General features: G+C 72.3%; 16 protein-coding genes and 1 tRNA gene. 8 read left to right on the forward strand and 9 right to left on the reverse strand.

The window, feature by feature from the left end:
- Nucleotides 1–543: 543 nt before the first annotated feature.
- Nucleotides 544–1,173: a response regulator gene (locus AB0J93_RS26210; protein ID WP_363924975.1), complete on the reverse strand. Its 630-nt coding sequence runs from the start codon at nucleotides 1,171–1,173 to the stop codon at nucleotides 544–546.
- 108 nt (nucleotides 1,174–1,281) lie between these two features.
- Between AB0J93_RS26210 and AB0J93_RS26215 the strand changes: the two genes are divergently transcribed.
- Together AB0J93_RS26215 and AB0J93_RS26220 are read left to right on the forward strand one after the other, a co-directional pair.
- Nucleotides 1,282–1,358 (forward strand) — tRNA-Leu (locus AB0J93_RS26215).
- 32 nt (nucleotides 1,359–1,390) lie between these two features.
- Nucleotides 1,391–2,140 (forward strand): transcriptional regulator, encoded by a 750-nt coding sequence (locus tag AB0J93_RS26220; RefSeq protein ID WP_363924976.1) that lies wholly within the window; start codon nucleotides 1,391–1,393, stop codon nucleotides 2,138–2,140.
- Between the two features lie 100 nt (nucleotides 2,141–2,240).
- Here AB0J93_RS26220 and AB0J93_RS26225 read toward each other — a convergent pair whose 3' ends face one another.
- Nucleotides 2,241–3,416 carry a PLP-dependent aspartate aminotransferase family protein gene (locus AB0J93_RS26225; protein WP_363924997.1) on the reverse strand — a complete coding sequence of 392 codons (1,176 nt, stop codon included), beginning with the start codon at nucleotides 3,414–3,416 and terminating at the stop codon, nucleotides 2,241–2,243.
- A gap of 83 nt (nucleotides 3,417–3,499) precedes the next feature.
- Between AB0J93_RS26225 and AB0J93_RS26230 the strand changes: the two genes are divergently transcribed.
- Nucleotides 3,500–3,979 (forward strand): Lrp/AsnC family transcriptional regulator, encoded by a 480-nt coding sequence (locus AB0J93_RS26230; protein ID WP_363924977.1) that lies wholly within the window; start codon nucleotides 3,500–3,502, stop codon nucleotides 3,977–3,979.
- Between the two features lie 44 nt (nucleotides 3,980–4,023).
- Complete coding sequence (locus AB0J93_RS26235) at nucleotides 4,024–5,040, forward strand: LLM class flavin-dependent oxidoreductase (RefSeq protein ID WP_363924978.1); 1,017 nt, start codon at nucleotides 4,024–4,026, stop codon at nucleotides 5,038–5,040.
- A 259-nt stretch (nucleotides 5,041–5,299) separates the two neighbouring features.
- Here AB0J93_RS26235 and AB0J93_RS26240 read toward each other — a convergent pair whose 3' ends face one another.
- Nucleotides 5,300–7,585 (reverse strand): cellulose binding domain-containing protein, encoded by a 2,286-nt coding sequence (locus AB0J93_RS26240; RefSeq protein ID WP_363924979.1) that lies wholly within the window; start codon nucleotides 7,583–7,585, stop codon nucleotides 5,300–5,302.
- Nucleotides 7,586–7,832: 247 nt separating this feature from the next.
- On the opposite strand from AB0J93_RS26240, the gene AB0J93_RS26245 reads away from it, so the two are divergent.
- Nucleotides 7,833–9,269: a pyridoxal-dependent decarboxylase gene (locus AB0J93_RS26245; RefSeq protein WP_363924980.1), complete on the forward strand. Its 1,437-nt coding sequence runs from the start codon at nucleotides 7,833–7,835 to the stop codon at nucleotides 9,267–9,269.
- 75 nt (nucleotides 9,270–9,344) lie between these two features.
- On the opposite strand, the gene AB0J93_RS26250 is transcribed toward AB0J93_RS26245, so the two are convergent.
- From AB0J93_RS26250 to AB0J93_RS26270, 5 genes are all read right to left on the reverse strand, one after another.
- Nucleotides 9,345–10,310 carry a sulfite exporter TauE/SafE family protein gene (locus AB0J93_RS26250; protein ID WP_363924981.1) on the reverse strand — a complete coding sequence of 322 codons (966 nt, stop codon included), beginning with the start codon at nucleotides 10,308–10,310 and terminating at the stop codon, nucleotides 9,345–9,347.
- A gap of 238 nt (nucleotides 10,311–10,548) precedes the next feature.
- A complete protein-coding gene (locus AB0J93_RS26255; RefSeq protein ID WP_363924982.1) occupies nucleotides 10,549–11,010 on the reverse strand; it encodes an Rrf2 family transcriptional regulator in 462 nt (153 codons plus the stop codon).
- A 124-nt stretch (nucleotides 11,011–11,134) separates the two neighbouring features.
- Nucleotides 11,135–12,016, reverse strand: coding sequence for an acyl-CoA thioesterase II (locus tag AB0J93_RS26260; protein ID WP_363924983.1), 882 nt, complete (start codon nucleotides 12,014–12,016; stop codon nucleotides 11,135–11,137).
- A complete protein-coding gene (gene pyk / locus AB0J93_RS26265; protein WP_363924984.1) occupies nucleotides 12,013–13,461 on the reverse strand; it encodes a pyruvate kinase in 1,449 nt (482 codons plus the stop codon). The genes AB0J93_RS26260 and pyk overlap by 4 nt, the downstream gene beginning before the upstream one ends.
- Before the next feature lie 244 nt (nucleotides 13,462–13,705).
- Complete coding sequence (locus AB0J93_RS26270) at nucleotides 13,706–14,071, reverse strand: YciI family protein (RefSeq protein ID WP_363924985.1); 366 nt, start codon at nucleotides 14,069–14,071, stop codon at nucleotides 13,706–13,708.
- A 248-nt stretch (nucleotides 14,072–14,319) separates the two neighbouring features.
- Between AB0J93_RS26270 and AB0J93_RS26275 the strand changes: the two genes are divergently transcribed.
- Nucleotides 14,320–14,640, forward strand: coding sequence for a hypothetical protein (locus AB0J93_RS26275; protein WP_363924986.1), 321 nt, complete (start codon nucleotides 14,320–14,322; stop codon nucleotides 14,638–14,640).
- On the forward strand, nucleotides 14,637–15,098 hold the full coding sequence (locus tag AB0J93_RS26280) for a hypothetical protein (RefSeq protein ID WP_363924987.1): 462 nt from the start codon (nucleotides 14,637–14,639) through the stop codon (nucleotides 15,096–15,098). Before AB0J93_RS26275 ends, AB0J93_RS26280 begins: the two co-directional genes overlap by 4 nt.
- A gap of 82 nt (nucleotides 15,099–15,180) precedes the next feature.
- Here AB0J93_RS26280 and AB0J93_RS26285 read toward each other — a convergent pair whose 3' ends face one another.
- Nucleotides 15,181–19,326, reverse strand: a complete 4,146-nt coding sequence (locus AB0J93_RS26285) for a CHAT domain-containing protein (protein WP_363924988.1) — start codon at nucleotides 19,324–19,326, stop codon at nucleotides 15,181–15,183.
- A gap of 122 nt (nucleotides 19,327–19,448) precedes the next feature.
- On the opposite strand from AB0J93_RS26285, the gene AB0J93_RS26290 reads away from it, so the two are divergent.
- Nucleotides 19,449–20,324 carry an aldo/keto reductase gene (locus AB0J93_RS26290; protein WP_363924989.1) on the forward strand — a complete coding sequence of 292 codons (876 nt, stop codon included), beginning with the start codon at nucleotides 19,449–19,451 and terminating at the stop codon, nucleotides 20,322–20,324.
- Nucleotides 20,325–20,398: the final 74 nt, after the last annotated feature.

Genomic DNA, 20,398 nt, shown 5'->3' on the forward strand with positions numbered 1-20,398 from the left:
ACGTTATCCCACCGTGCACGGGTGGCGTAAGCCCCGGAGGGGGCCGTTGACCGAACCGTTACACACCGTGGCGAATTGGGGGTGGTCGCTGTAAGAAACATCCGGCGGACAGACCGCCGGTCGGAGCTAGTTCACCTCTGCTCCGTCGACGTCTATCGGCCGGCAGACACACCCGACCAGGCAGCACGGTCCCCACTCCTCCGGCCGACGATCTTCAGCCTGGTCTGGTCGCAGCCCGTGGACTCGACCCAGCCTCGACTCCACCGCCCCCGCAAGAGGAACCTGGTCGCCAGCCTTCGCCGCGCCTCGCCGGATCAGCCGCATGCCGCCAGCTAAGCGCTCGGACTGACGTATGCCTCGGCAGTTACCACCAGTACGCCCTGTCACAGCGCCGCTGGATTCGACCGTTCGACTCCGACGGAGCCTTGAAATGTTCAGGCGGCATCGTCGCCTCACCCGCGCTGGGGTACATCGACGATCAGCCCGCCCGCTACAGGGGTTGTCCCGCTGCGGGCGGCACCAACGCCCACCGGACGGGATCGGTTATGAGGTCGGCTCGACCGGCTCGGCCACCTCGCCGCCAGCGGTCTCGGCGAGGATCCGCTCGGAGACCTCCTTCATGGTCATCCGATGGTCCATCGCGGTGCGCTGGATCCACTTGAACGCCTGCGGCTCGCTCATGTTGTACGTGGTCATCAGCGCGCCCTTGGCCCGCTCGACGGTCTTGCGGACCTCCAGCCGGTCGGTCAGCCCGGCCACCTCGGCCTCGAGTGCGGCGATCTCCGAGTAGCGGGACAGGGCGATCTCCACCGCCGGCACCAGGTCGCTCTTCTGGAAGGGTTTGACCAGGTACGCCATCGCGCCGGCCGCGCGAGCCCGCTCCACCAGGTCACGCTGGCTGAACGCGGTCAGAATGATCACCGGGGCGATCCGGGCCCCGGCGATCCGCTCGGCGGCCGCCAGCCCATCCATGATCGGCATCTTGATGTCGAGGATCACCAGGTCGGGCTTGAGCTCCTCGGCCAGCCGGATGGCGGCCTCGCCGTCACCGGCCTCGCCGACCACCTCGTAGCCCTCCTCGGCCAACATCTCGGCCAGGTCCAGCCGGATCAGCGCCTCGTCCTCGGCGATCAGTACCCGCCTGCGCGCGGCATCCGTCTGCGTCTCGGCCACGAGCCACTCCCACCCAGTCTGCGCTCTGACACCCGCGGTACCGGGTGTCGCCGCTCCTAGCGTAGTGGGTAACCTATGGGGGCGACGCGACAGGCGTTGAGCGAGAAAGTCCCCGTATTCCAACCGGTAGAGAAACGGAGCTCAAACCTCCGACAGTGTGGGTTCGAATCCCACCGGGGACACCACAAGTGTCGTACGGACGTTCGACAATGGCGCCATGCATCCACCCGAGGTGCGTGCACGCGCACAAAGCTTGTACCTGACTGGTGCGACCGTCGCAGAGGTTGCCAGGAGCGTCGGCCTGCCCTATGCCACCGTGCGCCACTGGTGCAGGGATCGGCCAACGTCAAGGATGCGGACCACCGCCCTTCGCTGCTTCCGATGTCGCGCCGACGTCGGCAACCCGACAATCGGTGCCGCCTATGCCTATCTACTCGGTCTCTACCTCGGCGACGGGCACCTGGTGACCTCTGCGCGGGTGCCGGTCCTCCGGATCTCATGCAGCAACGCCTGGCCGGCCCTGATCGACGCATGCGAGGCGGCCATGCGAGCGGTGCTCGCGAGCAAGGTCCAACGGGTCCAGCAGCAAGGTTGCGTCAGCGTGCAGAGCTACGGCACGCACTGGCCCTGCCTGCTGCCACAACACGGGCCCGGCAAGAAGCACGAGCGGCGGATAGTTCTTGCCGACTGGCAGGAGCGCGTCGTCCGGGCGGTCCCCGGTGACTTTCTGCGCGGCCTGTTCCACTCCGACGGTTGCCGGATCGCGAACCGGGTCACCGTTCGGGGAAAGACGTACGTCTACCCGCGTTACATGTTCGTCAACGAGTCCACCGACATCATGGGGCTCTGCCAGTGGGGGCTGGACCTGCTCGGCATCGCCTGGCGGATGAACCGCCCCAACAGTCTTTCGGTCGCCCGCCGGGAGGCGGTCGCCGCGCTCGACCGCCGCGTCGGCCCGAAGTCGTGACCCACCCGGACGGCGCCGACCGGCGAGACGCTGGGCTGACAGCGGGGACGGCGCCGACCGACGACGGCCCGTACGCCGAAGGTCAACTCATCGTGCCCGGTCAGATCGTGGCGAGCGCGTTCTCCAGGTCGGCGCGCAGGTCCTCCGGGTCCTCCAGGCCGACCGAGAGCCGCAGCAGCGCGCCGTCGGGCTTGGCCTCTCCCTCGACCGGACGGTGGGTGAGTGACGCCGGGTGCTGGATGAGCGTGTCGACGCCGCCGAGGGAGACGGCGTGGGTGATGAGCCGGCAGCCGCCGGCGACCGCTGCGGCGGCGGGTGCGCCGCCGCGTACCTCGAAGGCGAGGAGGCTGCCCGGGCCGGACATCTGCCGACCGACGAGCCCGGCCGGGTCGTTGGTACCGGGGTGATGGACCCGCGCGACCGCCGGATGTGCGGCGAGCCAGAGGGCGAGTTTCTCCGCACCGGCCTGCTGGGCGCGGACCCGTAGCGGCAGTGTCTGGAGGCCGCGGTGCAGCAGGTACGCCCCGAGGGGGTGCAGGATCGCGCCGGTGAGGGCGCGGATCTGGCGCAGCCGGGTGGCCCACTCGGCGTCGCAGGCGATCACTCCGGCGAGGACGTCGCCGTGACCGCCGATGCTCTTGGTGGCGCTGTGCAGCACCAGCCTGGCGCCGTGACGGGTGGGCTGCTGGAGGACCGGGGTGGCGACAGTGTTGTCGATCAGGAGGGGCACCGGGCCGGCGGCGTCGGCGAGGGCGGCGATGTCGAGCAGGTCGAGGGTGGGGTTGGCGGGGGTTTCGGCGATCACCAGGGCGGTGTCGGGGCGGATGGCGGCGGCGACGGTGTCGGGGCGGGCCCAGGTGACGTCGGTGCCGAGCAGGCCGGTGGCGAGGACGTGGTCGGTGCCGCCGTAGAGGGGGCGGACGGCGACCAGGTGCCGTCGGCCGTCGCGGGTGGCGGCGAGCAGGGCGGCGGTGAGTGCGGCCATGCCGCTGGCGTAGGCGACGGCTTCGGTGGTGCCTTCCAGTTCGGCGAGGGCGGTTTCGAAGCGGGCCACGGTCGGGTTCCACAGCCGCTGGTAGACGGCGCTGGCGTCGGCGGGGAGGGTGCCGCCGGTGGCGAGGGTTTCGTAGGCGTCGCCGCCGGCCTCGACCGAGGGCAGCGGGTTGGTGGTCGACAGGTCGATCGGCGGTACGTGGACGCCGAGGGCGGCGAGGTCGTCGCGGCCGGCGTGCACGGCTCGGGTGTCCACGGTCGTCATGTCGAGAGGATTGAACATCCCGCCCATCACGGGCAATAGTTCCGAATATTATTCGCCATATTCACTTTCGGAGCCGGTAGGGTTCGATGGAGGATGGCGGCATGCCCCCCGTACCGCACGATGTTCGGCCGTTCGCGGCCCTCGACGACACCGACCGCGCCATCCTGACCGAGCTGGCCGGCGACGGCCGGTTGCCGAACAATGCCCTGGCCGAACGGGTGGGGGTGGCGCCGTCGACCTGCCTGGCGCGTACCCGGGCGTTGCGGGAGTGCGGGGCGATCCGGGGTTTCCACGCCGAGGTGCATCCGGCGGCGTTGGGGTTGCCGTTGCAGGCGTTGGTGTCGGTGCGGCTGACCGAGCACGCGCGGGCGGCGGTCGACGCGTTCCGGGCGCGTTCGGTGCGGTTGCCCGGGGTGGTGTCGGTTTTCCATGTGGCCGGGGCGGAGGATTACGTGCTGCATGTGCGGGCGGCCTCGGCGGAGGCGCTGCGCGACTTCGTGCTGGACCATCTGGCGGTGGATCCGGCGGTGCAGCACACGCAGACCAGCCTGATCTTCGAGCAGGCCCGTGGGTCGGGTTGATCACGTCCTCGTCCGGTTCGGGAACAGAACCGGCGTGCGCCGGGTTGGCCAGCCGTGTGATCGACGTTCCGTTGTCTGTCCTCGACCTCGCCCCCGTCGCCGCCGGTGCCTCCGCCGGTGAGGCGTTGCGGCACACCACCGAGTTGGCGCGACGCACTGACGAGCTGGGCTACCACCGGTTCTGGGTGGCTGAGCACCACAACATGCCGGCCATTGCCTCCTCGGCGCCGGCGGTGCTGATCGCGCATCTGGCCGCGCACACCACCGACATCCGGCTCGGCTCGGGTGGGGTGATGCTGCCCAATCACGCGCCGCTGGTGGTCGCCGAGCAGTTCGGCACCCTGGAGGCGCTGCATCCGGGGCGCATCGACCTGGGTATCGGCCGTGCGCCGGGCACCGATCAGGTGACCGCGTTGGCGCTGCGCCGGACCATGGAGGGCCTGTCGGCCGAGGGTTTTCCCCGCGAGCTGAACGATCTGATGGGCTACTTCGACGAGGCGGCGTCGGGGCGGATCACCGCGACTCCGGGGCGTGGGCAGCGGCCGGCGGTGTGGTTGTTGGGTTCCAGTGGGTTCAGCGCCCAGTTGGCCGGTGCGCTGGGCCTGCCGTTCTCTTTCGCGCATCACTTCAGCGCGCAGAACACGTTGCCCGCGTTGGCGCTGTACCGGCAGAGTTTCCGTCCGTCGCGGTGGCTGGAGCGGCCGTACGCGATGGTGGCGGTGAACGCGGTGTGTGCCGAGTCCGACGAGCGCGCCGAGTGGTTGGCCGGGCCGGCCGGGTTGTCGTTCCTGCGGTTGCGGTCGGGGCGGCCGGAGCCTCTGGCGAGCCCGGACGAGGCGGCGGCGTACCCGTACACCGAGTTCGAGCGGGAGTTCCTGGCGCAGCGCCGGCAGGGTCAGGCGAGCGGTTCCCCGGAGACGGTCCGCCGGCAGTTGGGTGAGCTGCTGGCCAGCACCGGCGCGGACGAGCTGATGTTGACCACGATGGTGTACGACGTCGCCGACCGGGTGCGTTCGTTCGAGTTGATCGCGACCGAGGTGGCCGGCGGCCTGCGGCGCTGACGGGGTGGCCGCGGCCCGACCGGGATGGCATGGTGTCCCAGGTCACAGCGTTTCCCGGGCCGCGAAACACGATCTTCACGACAGCGTCACCCTCGCGACGCGGAGCCCGCCTAACGTTGTATCCGGTGGTGGTACGGCACTCCCCGGTCGGGACGGGTCGGGGGTGCCGCGGTGTGGGGCACCGGGCCGCAGTTGTGCGGATTCCGCGATTGCGGCCCGGTGCCTTTTCCTTTCTTCTACCGCTTGCTCACCCCGACGGTCAACGCAGGTAGATGTTGGGCGCGGGTGGCGTGCTCATGCCGTCGCCGAGGAAGAAGCTCGGGTGCGGGGGCTGGTTGTAGGCGGTGTTCTGCCAGGCGATGGCGACCCGGTACTGCAGGTCGTGCATCAGGGTGTGGATCCGGATGCTGGTCGGCGTCGGGGTGCTGTAGATGCGCAGGGCCCGGCTGTCGGTGGTGCGCCACACCACCTCCTCCCGCCAGTCACCGAACAGGTCGGCCGAGAGGCTCGGGGTCGACTTGGTGCCGTTGTTGGACGCGACGCCACTGCCGGTGAGCAGACGGGTGTCGCCGCCGGTGCCGTACTTGTCGATCCGGGTGGCGTCGAGCAGTTCGCGGACCGGGTCGCCGTCCCACCAGATGAGGAAGTTCGTCGAGGACGGCTTGCGGCCGATGTTCTGGCCGCGGGTGTTTGCCAGCCCACTCACCGCGGACGACCAGGATTCGGCGCCGGGGCTGCCGGCCCAGATGTCGGCGGAGACGCCTCGGCCGTTGTCGCCTCCGGTCGGGGTGGACCAGAGAATCTGACCGGTGCGGGCGTCGGCGAACCAGGAGCTGGGCTTGCTGCCGTCCTCGCTCACCTTGAAGTACTCCAGTCCGGGGCGGGACGGGTCGAGGTCGCCGACGTGGCCGGCGTCGCCGTGGCCGTGGCCTGTCGACCAGAGCAGGCGGCCGTTGTCGTCGATGGTGGCCGCGCCGTAGACGATCTCCTGCCGGCCGTCGCCGTCGACGTCGGCGATGGAGAGGCTGTGGTTGCCCTGTCCGGCGGCGGAACCGTTGCCGGAGGCGTTGGAGTCGAAGGTCCACCGCTTGGTGAGGGTGCCGTTGCGGAAGTCCCAGGCGGCGATGACCGCGCGGGTGTAGTAGCCACGGGCCATGATCAGCGACGGGCGTTGTCCGTCCAGGTAGGCGGTGCCGGCGAGGAACCGGTCGACCCGGTTGCCGTAGTTGTCGCCCCAGGACGAGACGGTGCCGCGCGGTGGGTCGTAGTTGACGGTGGAGAGGGCGGCGCCGGTGCTGCCGTCGAACATGGTCAGGTACTCGGGGCCGGCGAGGACGTAGCCGGCGGAGTTGCGGTGGTCGGCGCTGGCGTTACCGATCACCTGGCCGGTGCCGGAGCGGGTGCCGTCGGCGGTCTTCATGGCCACCTCGGCGCGGCCGTCACCGTCGTAGTCGTACACCTGGAACTGGGTGTAGTGGGCGCCGGCGCGGATGTTGCGGCCGAGGTCGATGCGCCACAGCCGGGTGCCGGTGAGTGTGTACGCGTCGACGTAGACGTTGCCGGTGTAGCCGGACTGCGAGTTGTCCTTGGCGTTGGACGGGTCCCACTTGAGCACGAACTCGTACCGGCCGTCGCCGTCGAGGTCACCGACGCTGGCGTCGTTGGCGGAGTAGGTGTACGCCTCGCCGCTGGGGGTGGTGCCGCTCGGCGGGACCTGCAACGGGACGTCCAGGTAGCCGGAGGGGAACTGCAACGCGGGTGCGGAGGCGGCCTGCTCGGTGCCGCCCACCACGGCCCGCACGGTGTACGCCGCGCCGGCCGGCGCGCCGCTGTCCAGGTAGTTGGTCGCGCCGGTGATCGGGCTGGAGTTCACCCTGGTCGTACCTCGGTAGAGGTTGAAGGCGACGCCGGTGGTCTCGGTGCCCAGCAGCCGCCAGGAGACCAGGTTTGCCGATCCGGAGCGGACGCTGACCAGGCCCCGGTCCAGGTTCTCCGCCTGCATCACCCCGGGCGGTGGGGTCGTCGGCGGCGGCGTGGTCGGTGCAGGTGTGGTGGGTGCAGGTGTGGTGGGTGCAGGTGTGGTGGGTGCAGGTGTGGTGGGTGACGGCGGCGGGGTGGTCGGTGCGGTGGCGCCGGTGCAGGTGGTGCCGTTCAGCGCGAAGCTGGTCGGTGCCGGGTTGCTGCCGTTCCACGAGCCGTTGAAGCCGAAGTTGACGCTGCCGTTGGTGCCGATGGTGGCGTTGTAGTCGACGTTGCGGGCGCTCACCTGGGCACCGGACTGGGTGACGGTGGTGTTCCAGGCCTGGGTGACCTGTTGCCCGGCGGCGTAGGACCAGGTCAGCGTCCAGCCGTTGACCGGGTCGCCGAGGTTGGTGACGGTGACGTCGGCGCCGAAGCCGCCGGTCCACTGGTTGGTGACGCGGTAATCGACGCGGCATCCCGCGGCGGCGGCCGAGACGGTCAGGGTGGTCAGCACGCCGGCGGCAGCGACGGCCGTGGCGGTGGCCGCGGCGAGCAGGGCCGCCCGGGGGGCGGTGCGAAGCATGGTTCCTCCGGTGGAGGTCGGACGCGCGGCGTCCGGTGGTACGCCGGCCGTGCCCGGAGCCGACGAGCCGTTGGTCGTCCACCGGCCGTGCCCGGGCCGGCGGCCGTGCCGCGCTAGCGGAAGGAATCCATCGAATCGATGGTAGTGATTGCGTTCCCGCGCGTCTGTGATGCTAGGGCAAGCGCTTTCTGCTCACAATCGATCCGCTGACTTGCTCTGACGCCGGTCCTTTTGATCCACTCGCCGGGTGGCTGCACACATGACGCCTGAGGAGTTCCGCCGGGCCGGGCACGCGGTGGTCGACTGGATCGCCGACTACTGGGCGACGCTGCCGCAGCGCCCGGTGACCTCCCAGGATCCGCCCGGCACGGTGGCCGCCGGGCTGCCGGCCGGGCCACCGGCCCGGGGCGAGCCGGTCGAGGCGGTCCTCGCCGACCTGGACAAGCTGGTCGCACCCGGGCTCACCCACTGGCAGCATCCGGGTTTCTTCGGGTTCTTCCCGGCCAACACCTCGGGTCCCAGTGTGCTCGGTGACCTGGTCAGTGCCGGGCTGGGCGTGCAGGGCATGCTCTGGGCCACCGGTCCGGCCTGCACCGAGCTGGAGACGGTGCTGCTCGACTGGCTGGCCGACCTGCTGGATCTGCCGGCCCGGTTCCGCTCCGGCGGCAGCGGCGGCGGGGTCATCCAGGACTCGGCCTCCTCGGCCACCCTGGTGGCCACCCTGGTCGCGCTGCACCGGGCCGCCGGCGGTCGGTGGCGTCAGGCCGGCGTCGACCGCCGCTACCGGGTGTACGCCTCGACGGAGGCGCACTCGTCGGTCGAGAAGGCCGCCCGGATCGCGGGTCTGGGCGCCGACGGCGTACGCCTGATCGAGGTGGATCCGGCGACCCGGGCGATGTCGCCGGTGGCGCTGCGCGCCGCGCTCGAGGCGGACCGGGCCGCCGGGGTGGTGCCCGCCCTGGTGGTGGCGACCGTCGGCACCACCTCCACCACGGCGGTGGACCCGCTGCCGGACATCGGCCCGATCTGCGCCGAGCACGGTGTCTTCCTGCACGTCGACGCCGCGTACGCGGGCGCGGCGGCGGTCTGCCCGGAGTTGCGGTTCGGCCACGCGGGCCTGGAGTACGCCGACTCGTACTGCTTCGACCCGCACAAGTGGCTGCTCACCGGCTTCGACTGCGACGCGTTCTGGGTGGCCGACGCCGGTGAGCTGGTCGAGGCGTTGACCGTGCTGCCGGAGTACCTGCGCAACGCGGCCAGCGAGTCCGGCGCGGTGATCGACTATCGGGACTGGCAGGTGCCGCTGGGGCGGCGGTTCCGGGCCTTGAAGCTGTGGTTCGTGCTGCGCTGGTACGGCGTCGAGGGCCTGCGCGAGCACATCCGTCGAGGGGTGGCGCTGGCTGCCGGGTTCGCCGACCGGGTCCGCGCCGACGAGCGGTTCGAACTGGTCGCCGACCATCCGTACGCGCTTGTCTGTTTCCGGCTGCGCGGCCCGGACGGGCCGAACGAGCGGCTGCTGGCGGCGGTGAACGCCACCGGCCGGATCTACCTGACCCACACCCGGGTCGCCGGCCGACACACGCTACGCCTGGCCGTCGGCGCCCCACAGACCACGCAGACCCACGTCGACGAGGCCTGGCAGCTCATCTCGGCTACCGCGCCACCCCTGCCCCCGGCGACCTGATCCTCCCCGCAACTTTTTCGTCGATCATGAGGTTGTTGGCCCTCCGCCTGGCGTGTCGGGACAACAACCTCATGGTCAACGGGGGTCAGGGCGGGTGGTCACGCCCGCGCCGACCGGCTCGGGGGTGGGGGTGGGGGTGGGGGGCTGCGGGTCGGTGGAGAAGGTTGCGGCGAGGGCACGTTCGCGGCGGGTGCGCAGCAGCACCCGGACCGCCAGCGTCAGGGCCGTGATCCATCCTGCGGCCAACAGCAGGTAGACGACCACCGGCAGGGATCCACCCAGGTCGCCGGCGCGCATCAGGACGCGGGCGTTGGTCAGCACGATCACGCCACCGACGGCCGCGCCGAGCAGTTGGGCCGGCACGATGCGCACCAGCCAGGCCGCGATCGGTGCGGCGATCAGGCCACCGGCGAGCAGCGCGAGCACGATCGGCAGCAGGAAACCCTCGGTGCCCAGACCGATCAGGAAGCCGAGGCTGGCGGCGGAGGCCACGACGAACTCGGAGGTGTCCACCGAGCCGATCACCTTGCGGGGCTCCATCCGGCCGCTGACCAGCAGGGCCGGGGTGGCCACCGGGCCCCATCCGCCGCCGCCGGTGGCGTCGACGAAGCCGGCGACGAGGCCGAGCGGGCCGAGGAAACGCCCGCGTAGCCGGCCGGCGGCCGGGTTTCGGCGCAGCGGTCGGGAGAACCGGATGAGCAGGTACGCGCCGAGCGTGAACAGGATCGCGGCCATCCAGGGTGCGGCCGACTCGGTGGAGAGCGCGCTGAGGAAGGTGGCACCGGCGAAGGCACCGAGCGCGCCGGGCACCGCGATGCGGCGCACCACCCGCCAGTCGACGTTGCCGAACCGCCAGTGCGCCGTGCCTGCGGCGAGCGTGGTGCCGATCTCGGCCAGGTGCACCGAGGCGGACGCGGCTGCCGGTGCGACGCCGGCCAGCAGCAGCAGCGTCGAGGAGGTCAGCCCGTACGCCATGCCGAGCGAACCATCGACGAGTTGCGCGGCGAGCCCCACCAACGCGATGACGAGCAGCTTGCGCACGACGCCTCCCGGCTAATCGACATCTCCTATCGGCTTGGTCGACAATGCGGCATGGCTGGCCTCCGGTCAACCCTGCGATCAGTCAGTGAGACGACACGTCGCGACGCCGACGCGCGGCGGCCGTGGGGCGTGGCGCGTCGCCGCCGTGGGGCGGTGACGCGTGGCAGCCGTGGGGCGGTGACGCGTGGCGGCCGTGGGGCGGTGACGCGTGGCGGCCGTGGGGCGGTGACGCGTCCGGTCAGGTCCAGGCGCCGGGGTCGGCGACCAGCTTGGTGACCGGCTCGGGCAGGGTGCCCCGCGCCACGTCGGCGACGGTGACCAGTTCGAGGATCTGCCGTTCGCTGGCCCGCAACGCGATCCAGACCTCCTGCAACGCCCGCGCCGCACCCTGGTATCCGAGGTGTTCGGGGCGTTGGCCCCGGATGTGGGCCAGCGGCCCGTCGATCACCCGGATCACGTCGGCGAGGCAGATCTCCTCAGCCGGCCGGGCCAGCCAGTAGCCACCCTCGGGCCCGCGCTGGGCCTGCACCACGCCCGCACGGCGCAGTTGCAGCAGGATGCTCTCCAGGAACTTCGGTGGGATCTGCTGGGCCCGCGCGATCTGATCGGCGGTGACCGGGCGACCACGTCCAGCCCCGGCCACCGAGGCCAGTTCGGCGACCGCTCGAAGGGCGTAGTCCACCCGGGCTGAGAGACGCATGTCGGACAGGTTAACCGTCGGGTATCCGGGTATCGCCCGGCGGCCCGCCACCGGCCGACCGAGTCCGGCGCCGTCGTACCGTGGTCGCCGACAGTAGCTGGCCGAGAACACCGGGAACGGTGCCTCAGCCGCCGACGCGGCGCAGCAGGCCCTCCTGCACGGCGCTGGCGATCTGGCTGCCGGCCACCGTGAACATGCGGCCGGTGGCCAGCCCGCGCGCCCCGGAGGCCGACGGGCTCCAGCAGTCGTAGAGAAACCATTCGTCGGCCCGGAACGGCCGGTGGAACCACAGGGCGTGATCCAGGCTCGCCCCCACCACGCCACCCGGCCCCCACACCTCGCCGTGCACCGAGAGCACCGAGTCGAGCAGGGTCAGGTCGGAGGCGTACGTCAGGGCGCAGGCGTGCAGCAGCGGATCGTCGGGCAGCTTGCCGTCGATTCGCATCCACACCCGCTGGTGCGGGTCGGCCGGCCGATCGCCCGGACGAACCCAACCGGGTTCACCGACGTAGCGCACGTCGATCGGGCGGGGAATCTGCCCCCAGATGCCCAGCCGCTCCGGGTAGCGGGAGAGCCGGTCGGTCATGGTCGGGACCGACTCCGGCCCGGGCACGTCCGGCGGCAACGGGGCGTGGTGGTCCAGCCCCTCCTCCGGCCGCTGGAACGAGGCGGACATGAAGAAGATGGGCTTGCCGTGCTGGAGCGCGACCGAGCGGCGCACCGAGAACGAGCGGCCGTCGCGGATGTTCTCCACCTCGTACTCGATCGGCTCGACCGGGTCACCGGGGCGCACGAAGTAGCCGTGCAGGGAGTGGACCACCCGCTCCGCGTCGACGGTGCGGCCGGCGGCGACCAGGGCTTGGCCGGCGACCTGGCCGCCGTACACCCGTTGCGGACCGACGGGCGGGCTCATCCCCCGGAACGACATCGCGCCGGTCGGCGCGAGGTCCAGGACCTCCAGCAGTTGGTCGACGGCGGCCTGGCCGACGAGGGAGCCGTCGGTCACTGCAACGCCCGTGCCGTGGCGGCGTCGACGAGCGAGCCGAGCTGGTGCACCCGCAGGGTGTTGGTGGAGCCGGGGCTGCCGGGCGGGCTGCCCGCCACGATCACCACGTAGTCGCCGGGGTTGCCCCGGTTCAGCCCGAGCAGCGCCTGGTCGACCTGGCGGAACATGTCGTCGGTGTGCTGCACGAACGGCATCAGGAAGGTCTCCACCCCCCAGGAGAGGGCGAGTTGCGCGCGCACCTCGGGCACCGGAGTGAAGGCCAGCAGCGGCAGGTCGCAGTGCAGCCGGCTGAGCCGACGCACGGTGTCACCGGTCTGCGAGAACGCGACAAGCGCCTTGGCGCCGATGGCCCGGGCGATCGAGGAGGCGGCCACGGTGAGCGCCCCGCCGTGCGTACGCGGGTCGTGCTGGAGGCGGGGCACCAGGATGGATCCGGCCTCGGTGGTGCTGACGATCTTGGACATGGTGCTGACGGTGAGCACCGGGTACTTGCCGACGCTTGTCTCACCGGAGAGCATCACGGCGTCGGCGCCGTCGAGCACCGCGTTGGCGACGTCGGAGGCCTCGGCGCGGGTCGGCCGGGAATTCTCGATCATGGAGTCGAGCATCTGGGTGGCCACGATGACCGGCTTGGCGTTCTCCCGGCACAACTGCACCGCGCGCTTCTGCACCAGCGGCACCTCGTCGAGCGGTAGTTCCACGCCGAGGTCACCGCGGGCCACCATTACCCCGTCGAAGGCCAGCACGATCGCTTCGAGGTGGTCGACCGCCTCCGGCTTCTCGACCTTGGCCAGCACCGGGCGGTGCACGCCGACCTCACTCATGATCGCGTGGCACAGCTTGATGTCGTCGGCGGAGCGGACGAACGACAGGGCGACCAGGTCGACACCGAGGCCGAGCGCGAAGCGCAGATCGGCGGCGTCCTTCTCCGACAGGGCGGGCACGCTGACCGCCACGTTGGGCAGCGAGACACCCTTGTTGTTGCTGACCGGCCCACCCTCGGTGACCAGTACCCGGATGTCGTTGCCGGTGACGTCGGTGACCTCGACGGCGACCCGGCCGTCGTCGATCAGCAGCCGGTCACCGGGCTTGACCTCCTGGGGAAGCCTGCGGTAGGTGCAGGAGACCCGCTCCTTGCTGCCCACGACGTCGTCGCCGGTGATCACCACCGAGTCGCCGGTGCGCCACTCGTGCGGCCCGTCGGCGAACCGACCCAGCCGGATCTTGGGCCCCTGGAGGTCGGCCAGAATCGCCACCGGCTGACCCGCGGCCTCGGCGGCCTCCCGCACGAGCCGGTAGACCGCCTCGTGGTCGGCGTGGCTGCCGTGACTGAAGTTGAGCCTCGCCACGTTCATGCCGGCTTCGACGAGCCCGCGGATGCGCTCGGGCGACGAGGTGGCGGGGCCAAGAGTGCAGACGATCTTCGCGCGGCGTGTCACGCCCATCAGGCTAGTCTCTCCTCCGGGTCGGACCACCGGCCGACCCCTTGCGCAATGTGGAACAGTTGTCCAACGGCGCGCGGCTCACGCGCGCAGCCGGCGAGCGTGAGCCGCTCCGGACGTCGATGGCGGGCAACGGCGACCGCGCGCCGGAATGGTACGCCCCTGGCGCCAGGGCACGTCGGGGCGCTCCGGGTTGACAACTGTCCGCGACCTTCCGGCGACATGACGTGAACGCGGTCGAGTCGGCTCAGCTCTCCGTCTTGACCAGCGGAAACTCCAACGAGCCGGCCGGGCAGAGGAAGGTCATCACGTCCACCCGGTAGAGGCCGGCCTGCACCGCCGGGTCAGCGTCCATCACGCTGCGGACATCGTCGACCGAGCCGGTCCGCGCCAGACCGAACCCGAGCGGCGGGTCCGGCTCCCGGGCCTGGCCGTCCACCGCGCCGGCGACGAGGATGATCCCCCGCTCCTGCATCGCCTGCATGTGCCGGGCGTGCTCGGCCTGCAACCGCTGGACGGTCTCGGTCGGCAACGCCCGTCCGGCGGCGCCGGGATACAGCACGATGCACTCGTACGTGTCGAGTGCGAAGTCGACCTGCGGCTCCCCTGACATGGCTTCCCTTTCGCACGGGCCCGCCGACGCCGGGCGGTGCACGCGGCGGTACCGTCCAGCCTCCCACGGACGGTCCGGCCGCACGGGTGCTCCGCCGATCCTCCCCCCGGCGCTCCTGCTCCCCGGTGCCCGGTCGCCCGGCCCCGCCCCGTCGCGACGCCGACCGCCCGCGCGCCGGGTGACCGACGGGCGGGCGGTCGCTACCGTGTGGTCGATGTCGTGCGGGCGGCGGTGGGGAGGGTGCATCGGTGCGGGATCGTGAGTCGGCGGCGGAGCCGCTGCCGTACGCGGAGGTCACCGACGAGGGGTACGCCACCCGGGTCGCGGAGACGTTCTCGGTACGCCGGTACGGTCCGGCGGTGCTGCTCAGCGGCGACTGCCCCCGCTGCCAGCACCCGATCTCCTGCCCGATCGTCGGCGAGGTGTTCCGGCGGGTTGCGTCGCAGGCATCGGTCGAACTTGGTTACCGGACCCTGCTGTGCAGCTGCGCCGCCGAGCATCCGGACCGCCCGGACGGGCTGGCCGGCTGCGGCGCGTACTGGACGGTGACGCTGGAGGTCGAGTCGTGATCCGACTGCGGCCGGGCCCTGCGGCGACGCTTACCGACCTGCGCCGGGCGCAGGAGCTGGCCGCGTTGCTGCGCGGCGAACTGGACCGGGTCCGGGCCGCTGCGCTGGCCTGGCGCAACGGGCTGGGTGGCCTGCTCGTGGCGCTTGTCGGCTTCAGCCTGATCCGGGGTCGCTCCGACGTCAGCACCCTCGCGCCGGGCTGGGGCGCGCTGGTCGGCGTACTGCTGCTGGCCGCGATCATGGCCGGGGTCGCCGGGGCGCTGGCGCTGCTGCGGGCCGCGCACGGGCCACTGTCGGTGACGCCGGTCGCCGAGCTGCCCCCAGCTCCGCTCGGCGAGCACCGGGAGGCCCTCGCCGCGGCCCGGGCACTACGCCTCGGGGTGCTGCTGGTGCTGGTCTGCACGGCCCTGCTGATCGCCGCCGTGGGGGTCACCTGGTACGCGCCCGGCCAACCCTGAGCGGACCAGGTCGGGGCCGGGAGTCGTCGGCCTGCTTCAATACCGGTCGGCCCGGTGATCCGCAGCGGTGAGACGCTCCCGGTCAGGGGCCGATATGGGCGTAGCCCGCCCAGAGTTCCGGCAGGTCGGGCAGGGCGGCACGCACCTGCCGGACGGCGTGGTGCAGGGCGGACGCGGCCCGCTCCGGGTCGAGCCCACCGGGCACCGCCAGCGCCGCGTACAGGTCCTCGCACAGCTGCACGGTCAACGCGTCGGAGATGGCCCAGAGCGCGCCGATGACGTGCCGGAAACCCGCCAGCTGGAACGCGGTGCCCAGGGTCAGCGCCTCGTCCGGCAGGGCGGCGCCGCCGCGTACCGTGTCGCAGGCGGACAGGACCGCGAGCGCGGCCGTGGTGCCCGCCGGCCGCCACAGATCCCGTACGTGCAGCGGGCCACCCGCCAACGCTAGCCGGCCCCGGGCGGGCGCGGCGAGATCCTGGGTGCCGTGACAGCACAGGTGGACCACTGGCGTTCCCGGCAGGGCGCCGAGCACCGCCGAGGGGGTGGCCGCCGGTCCGGTCAACGACGTCACGTCGGTCAGGTACCGGCGTACCACGGCCTGCTCCCCCGCCGCGCCGGGCAGGTCCGTCAGCCCCGGCGTACGCGGCATCCCGACGAACAGGGCCGAGGTGACCGGCGCGGACCTGGCCGCCGGCACCCGCCGGGCCCGGATGAGCGCCCGCAGCGAGGCCGTGTACGACGGGACGACCCGGTCGAGGACGCCGGTCCCCCCGCCCAGCGGCGCGGCGGCGTGCAGCGGCAGCAGGGTGAGCACACCTGTGGGACACCACCACAGACGGGCCGGCGCGGCATCGGCGGCTGGTGGCGCGGCGGCCGGGCCCAGCGCGTCCAGCACGGGGGCAGCGACCACCCGCCACAACCAGTCCAGGGTCTCCGGGATCCGACGTCGGAACGCGGCCCTGCGGCGCTGCGCCTCCGGTCCCGGGTCATTATCGGAGGCGGTGACCTCGGCGAGCCCGATCAGGAAGTACGCGGCTCGCAGGTGCAGTTCGTCGAGGGTCAGCTCGGGCAGCGGCACCCTCGTCACCTGTCCCCCGCTGACCACAAGCGCGTCGCAGCGCCGGGCGGCCACGTTGACAAGCACCACCGGACCGTCCTCGCCGGCCCGGGCCAGGTCGGCGAAGGGGGGTGGCCGCAGGAAGCGTTCGAAGCCGGGCAGCTGCCGGATCTCCGCCAGCACCTCACGCCGCTGGCCGGCCAACTCGTGCCGGCGCTCCGAGCCCATCATCGTGTCGTCGACGACCGGCGAAAGGACCGGGGCGGCCAGCCCGCTGACCGGCGACGGCCCGGTCGGACCGGGCATCGGATCCAGGCGATCGAGGGCGGCCTGCGTGGCGGCCAGCCGCTCGGCCAGGAGGGGCGCCCGCGCGCGTAACGCCGCCAGGTCGGCACCGGCGTCGTGGGCCCGGGTGAGCAGCACCCCTCGGCCGTACTCCAGCAGCTCCACAGCACGTTCCGGCCGGTCGAGCGCGATCGCCACCGCCGCGGCGTCGCCGGCCAGGCCCCGGAACTGCCCGAGCAGCCGGCCCTGGTCGTCGAGGTCCATACCGTGCCAGGCCACCAGGTCGAGCAGCTCGATCGCCGTGGTGTAACCCGCAAGCGCCGCCGGCAGGTCACCGGCGTCGGCGGCGAGCCTGGCGTACGTACGCGCGGCACCGGCCCGCAGCAACGACGGCGCCGCCTCGATCGCGGCGGCCTCGCGCAGCAGGGCGATCGCCTCGGCCAGCTCGACCGGCGGCAGGTCCCCGGAACCGGCCGGCGCCGGGCCAGCCGACGCGGAACCGCCGCCGCGCCCTACGCGAGATCCGCGCCAGCCGCCGGTCGATTCGACAGGGCGCGCCGTGCTGGCCGGGCCGCCGAGGCCCGGGTCCACCTCGCCCGCCTCGGGTGGGGACACCGCCTCCCGGGCGGCGTGGGCGATCTCCTCGACGGCGGCGGCCAGGTTGCTCAGGCACATCGTCTGCTCGGGGTGGTCGACGGGCAGTGCCGCGACCGCCGCCCGGTACGCCGTCAGCATCTCGTGGGCGTCGTGGCCGGCCCGAGCGGCCCGGAATCTGATCAGCAGCGCGTTTCCGAGGTTGGTCTGCAACCGGTACCGGTCGGCAGCCGAGGCGGGTGCGGCCTGCGCGATCTGCCGCAGCAGGGTGACCGCCTCGTCGAGCGCGGCGGGATCCTCGGTGAGTTGGTGCCGCAGCAGGTGGCTGAGCGCGAGCGTGCCGACGATCCGTACGCGGTCGACGGGCTCGGCCTCCCGCTGCGCCAGCTCCGCCGCCTCCCGCAGCAGCGTGACCGCCTGCTCGGCGTCGGTAAGCGCGACCGCCCGGGCCTGCTCTGGTGCGGTGCCGCCGTCGGCCGGCAGCGCCGCGTTGACGACCAGTTCGGTGCGCCGGTTCAATGCCGATCCCAGATTGAGCAGGCCCAGCATCCGGTCCGGGTGCCCGGGTGGGGCAGCGGCCACCGCCCGCCGCAGCACCGCGGTCGCCTCGGTGAGGATGCCCAGGTCCTGGGTGCGGCCGAAGAGTTCCTGAAGGACCAGACCCAGATTCGACAGGCGGAGCGGCAGTTTCGCCGGATTCGTCGTGCCGGCGACCGCCTCACGCAGCCTCGCCACGGCCGGTTCCAGCAGGTCGGGTTCCCCCGCCAGGTTGGCCAGGTCACGCAGCATGTCGCCCAGGTTGTTCAGCAGGTCGGGCCGATCCGGATGGTCCGCCGGCAGCAGCCGCTCCCCCTCGGCGAGCGCGTCGCGGGCCTCCCGCAACGTCGGCACCCCGGCCAGGTCGGCGTACCAGCGACCCAGCGTGTACCCGAGGTCGCCGAGGCGTCGGGCCCGCTCCACCGGGTCGGTCGTGTCGGCTGCCGCCGTGCGCAACAGTCGCACCGCCTCGTGGAGATCCTCGGCCCGGCGGTGCAGTGCGTAGCGCGCCTCCCGCAGCTTGCCCTCGGCCTGCCACAGCCCGCCCACGTCCTGCCCGTCGAGCCGAGGTCCGGCCGCCGCCGCCCGGTACGCCTCGATCGCCGCGTCCAGGTTGGCCGGTGCCGGCCGTCGCTGGTGACGCTCACCGACCAGCCCTGCCAGGGTGGCCCGCGCCAGGCTGTCCCGATCCTCGCCGAGCCCCGCCGCCAGCGCGGCACGGTTGGCCTCGATCGCCGTGTCCAGGTCGTCGTCGGTGCCGGTGACGACGAACCGTCTACTGGCCAGCGTCGCGTACGCGAAGAGCACAAGCGGATCGGCCCGGACGGACACCGCCTGCGCCAGCGTGTCGACGGCCCGTTCGAGGTCGGCCGGCTCGCCGCGGCGCTGCCAGCGTTCGCGCAGCCGTTCGCCGAGGTTGACGCGAGCCATCAGCCAAACCGGCGAGTCGGCGGGGGCGGCCCGGGCCGCGTCACCGAGCAGTCGGATCGACTCGTCCAGGGCCGCGGCGTCACCCGCCTGCTCGAACCGGTCACCGAGGACGTTGCCGAGGTTGAACAGCCGAATGGGGCGCTCCGGGTCACCGGCCGGCGTCGACTCCAGGCTCTCCCGGTGCGCGTCGATCGCCGCCGGAAGCGACCGATGCCGGCCCAGGTACAGGTACTGATCCCGGTGCACCCGGCCGAGGGCGGAAAGGTAGTGCAGGCGCTCGGATGCGCCGGACGGTGCGCCGGCCAGGGCCCGTTCCAGCAGGGCCTGCGCCTGGTCGGCCACCCGGTAGTCCCCGGAACGTTCGGCCCCGCCCATCAGCGCGACCGCCTGGCGGAACAGCTCGGCCGGCGCGTCGCCGCCGGATCGGCCGGGCGCGGCCCGGGCTGCGGGGATCCGGCCAGCGGTCTGGGCGGAACCGGGCGCGTGGGTGTAAAGCAGGGCCAGCAGCGACGGTGGTACCCGCTGCGGTGCCAGGTGCAGCAGCATCTCGGTCAACCCGACCGCCTGCACGAGGTCGGCGGCGTTCTGCCCGGCCGGCAGGATCTGGTACCGGTACCAGTGCAGGCAGGCCAGCAGGAACAGGGCCTCGGCCTCGTGCTCGGCGAGTGAATCGCGGCCGGCCACCCCGTCGAGCAGCTCGTACACCGGTCGGGCCTCCTGGAGGGCTGCGGGTTCCAGCACCCACCGGGGTTCCATGGTGGTGCCGAAGCCGTCGAGCCGCTTCCGCAGCCGTCCCACCGGGTCGGACCTGAACCGCTGCCACATGCCAGCCCTCCCGTCGCAGGCACCGTCCCGCCCAGGGGTAGCAGCTGCGGTGACCGGCCGCTGTCCCAAAGCCGACCAGGTAGCTTGGGGCTCCGAAGGCAACGATCCGAAAGGTGGTCCCCGTGGCGCTCGAAGCCGGTACCCGACCTGCGAAGGAGTCCGGCACCTACCGCATCGGCGGCGATCTACAGGTCGACCGACTCGGTTACGGCGCGATGCAGATCACCGGTCCCGGCGTCTGGGGTGACCCGAAGGACCCGGCCGAGGCGGTCCGGGTACTGCGCCGCGCCTACGAGCTGGGGGTGACGTTCATCGACACCGCCGACTCGTACGGTCCGTTCGTCTCCGAGCTGCTGATCCGCGAGGCGCTGCACCCGTACGCCGACGACCTGCTCATCGCGACGAAGGCCGGGCTGACCCGCAGCGGCCCGGGTGACTGGCGGCCGGTGGGCCGACCGGAGTACCTGCGTCAGCAGTGCGAGCTGAGCCTGCGTCATCTCGGGCTGGATGCCATCGGCCTCTACCAACTGCACCGCATCGATCCGGCGGTGCCGCTGGCCGACCAGTTGGGTGAGCTGGCGCTGCTGCGGGAAGAGGGCAAGATCCGGCACATCGGGCTCTCCGAGGTGACCGTCGACCAGATCGAGGCGGCCCGCCGCATCGTGCCGATCGTGTCGGTGCAGAACCTGTACAACCTGGCCAACCGCGACGCGGAGGACGTGCTCGACCACTGCGAACGTCACGACCTCGCGTTCATCCCGTGGTTCCCGATCGCGACCGGCGACCTGGCCCGGCCGGGCGGCCCGCTGGACGCCGTCGCCGCCGAGCACGACGCGACGCCCGCGCAACTGGCCCTCGCCTGGCTGTTGCGCCGGTCGCCGGTCATGCTGCCGATTCCCGGTACGTCGTCGGTGGCCCACCTGGAGGAGAACGTGGCCGCCGCCCAGGTGAAGCTGACCGACGCCGAGTACGAGAGGCTCTCCGCCGCCAACGCCTGACGTCCCCCGCGCGGCACCCCGCCGAGGTCACGCCCCGCGCCCCCCCCCCCCCCCCCCCCCCCCCCCCCCAAACG

The organism is Micromonospora sp. NPDC049374, assembly GCF_040677165.1.
Classification (GTDB): Bacteria; Actinomycetota; Actinomycetes; order Mycobacteriales; family Micromonosporaceae; genus Micromonospora.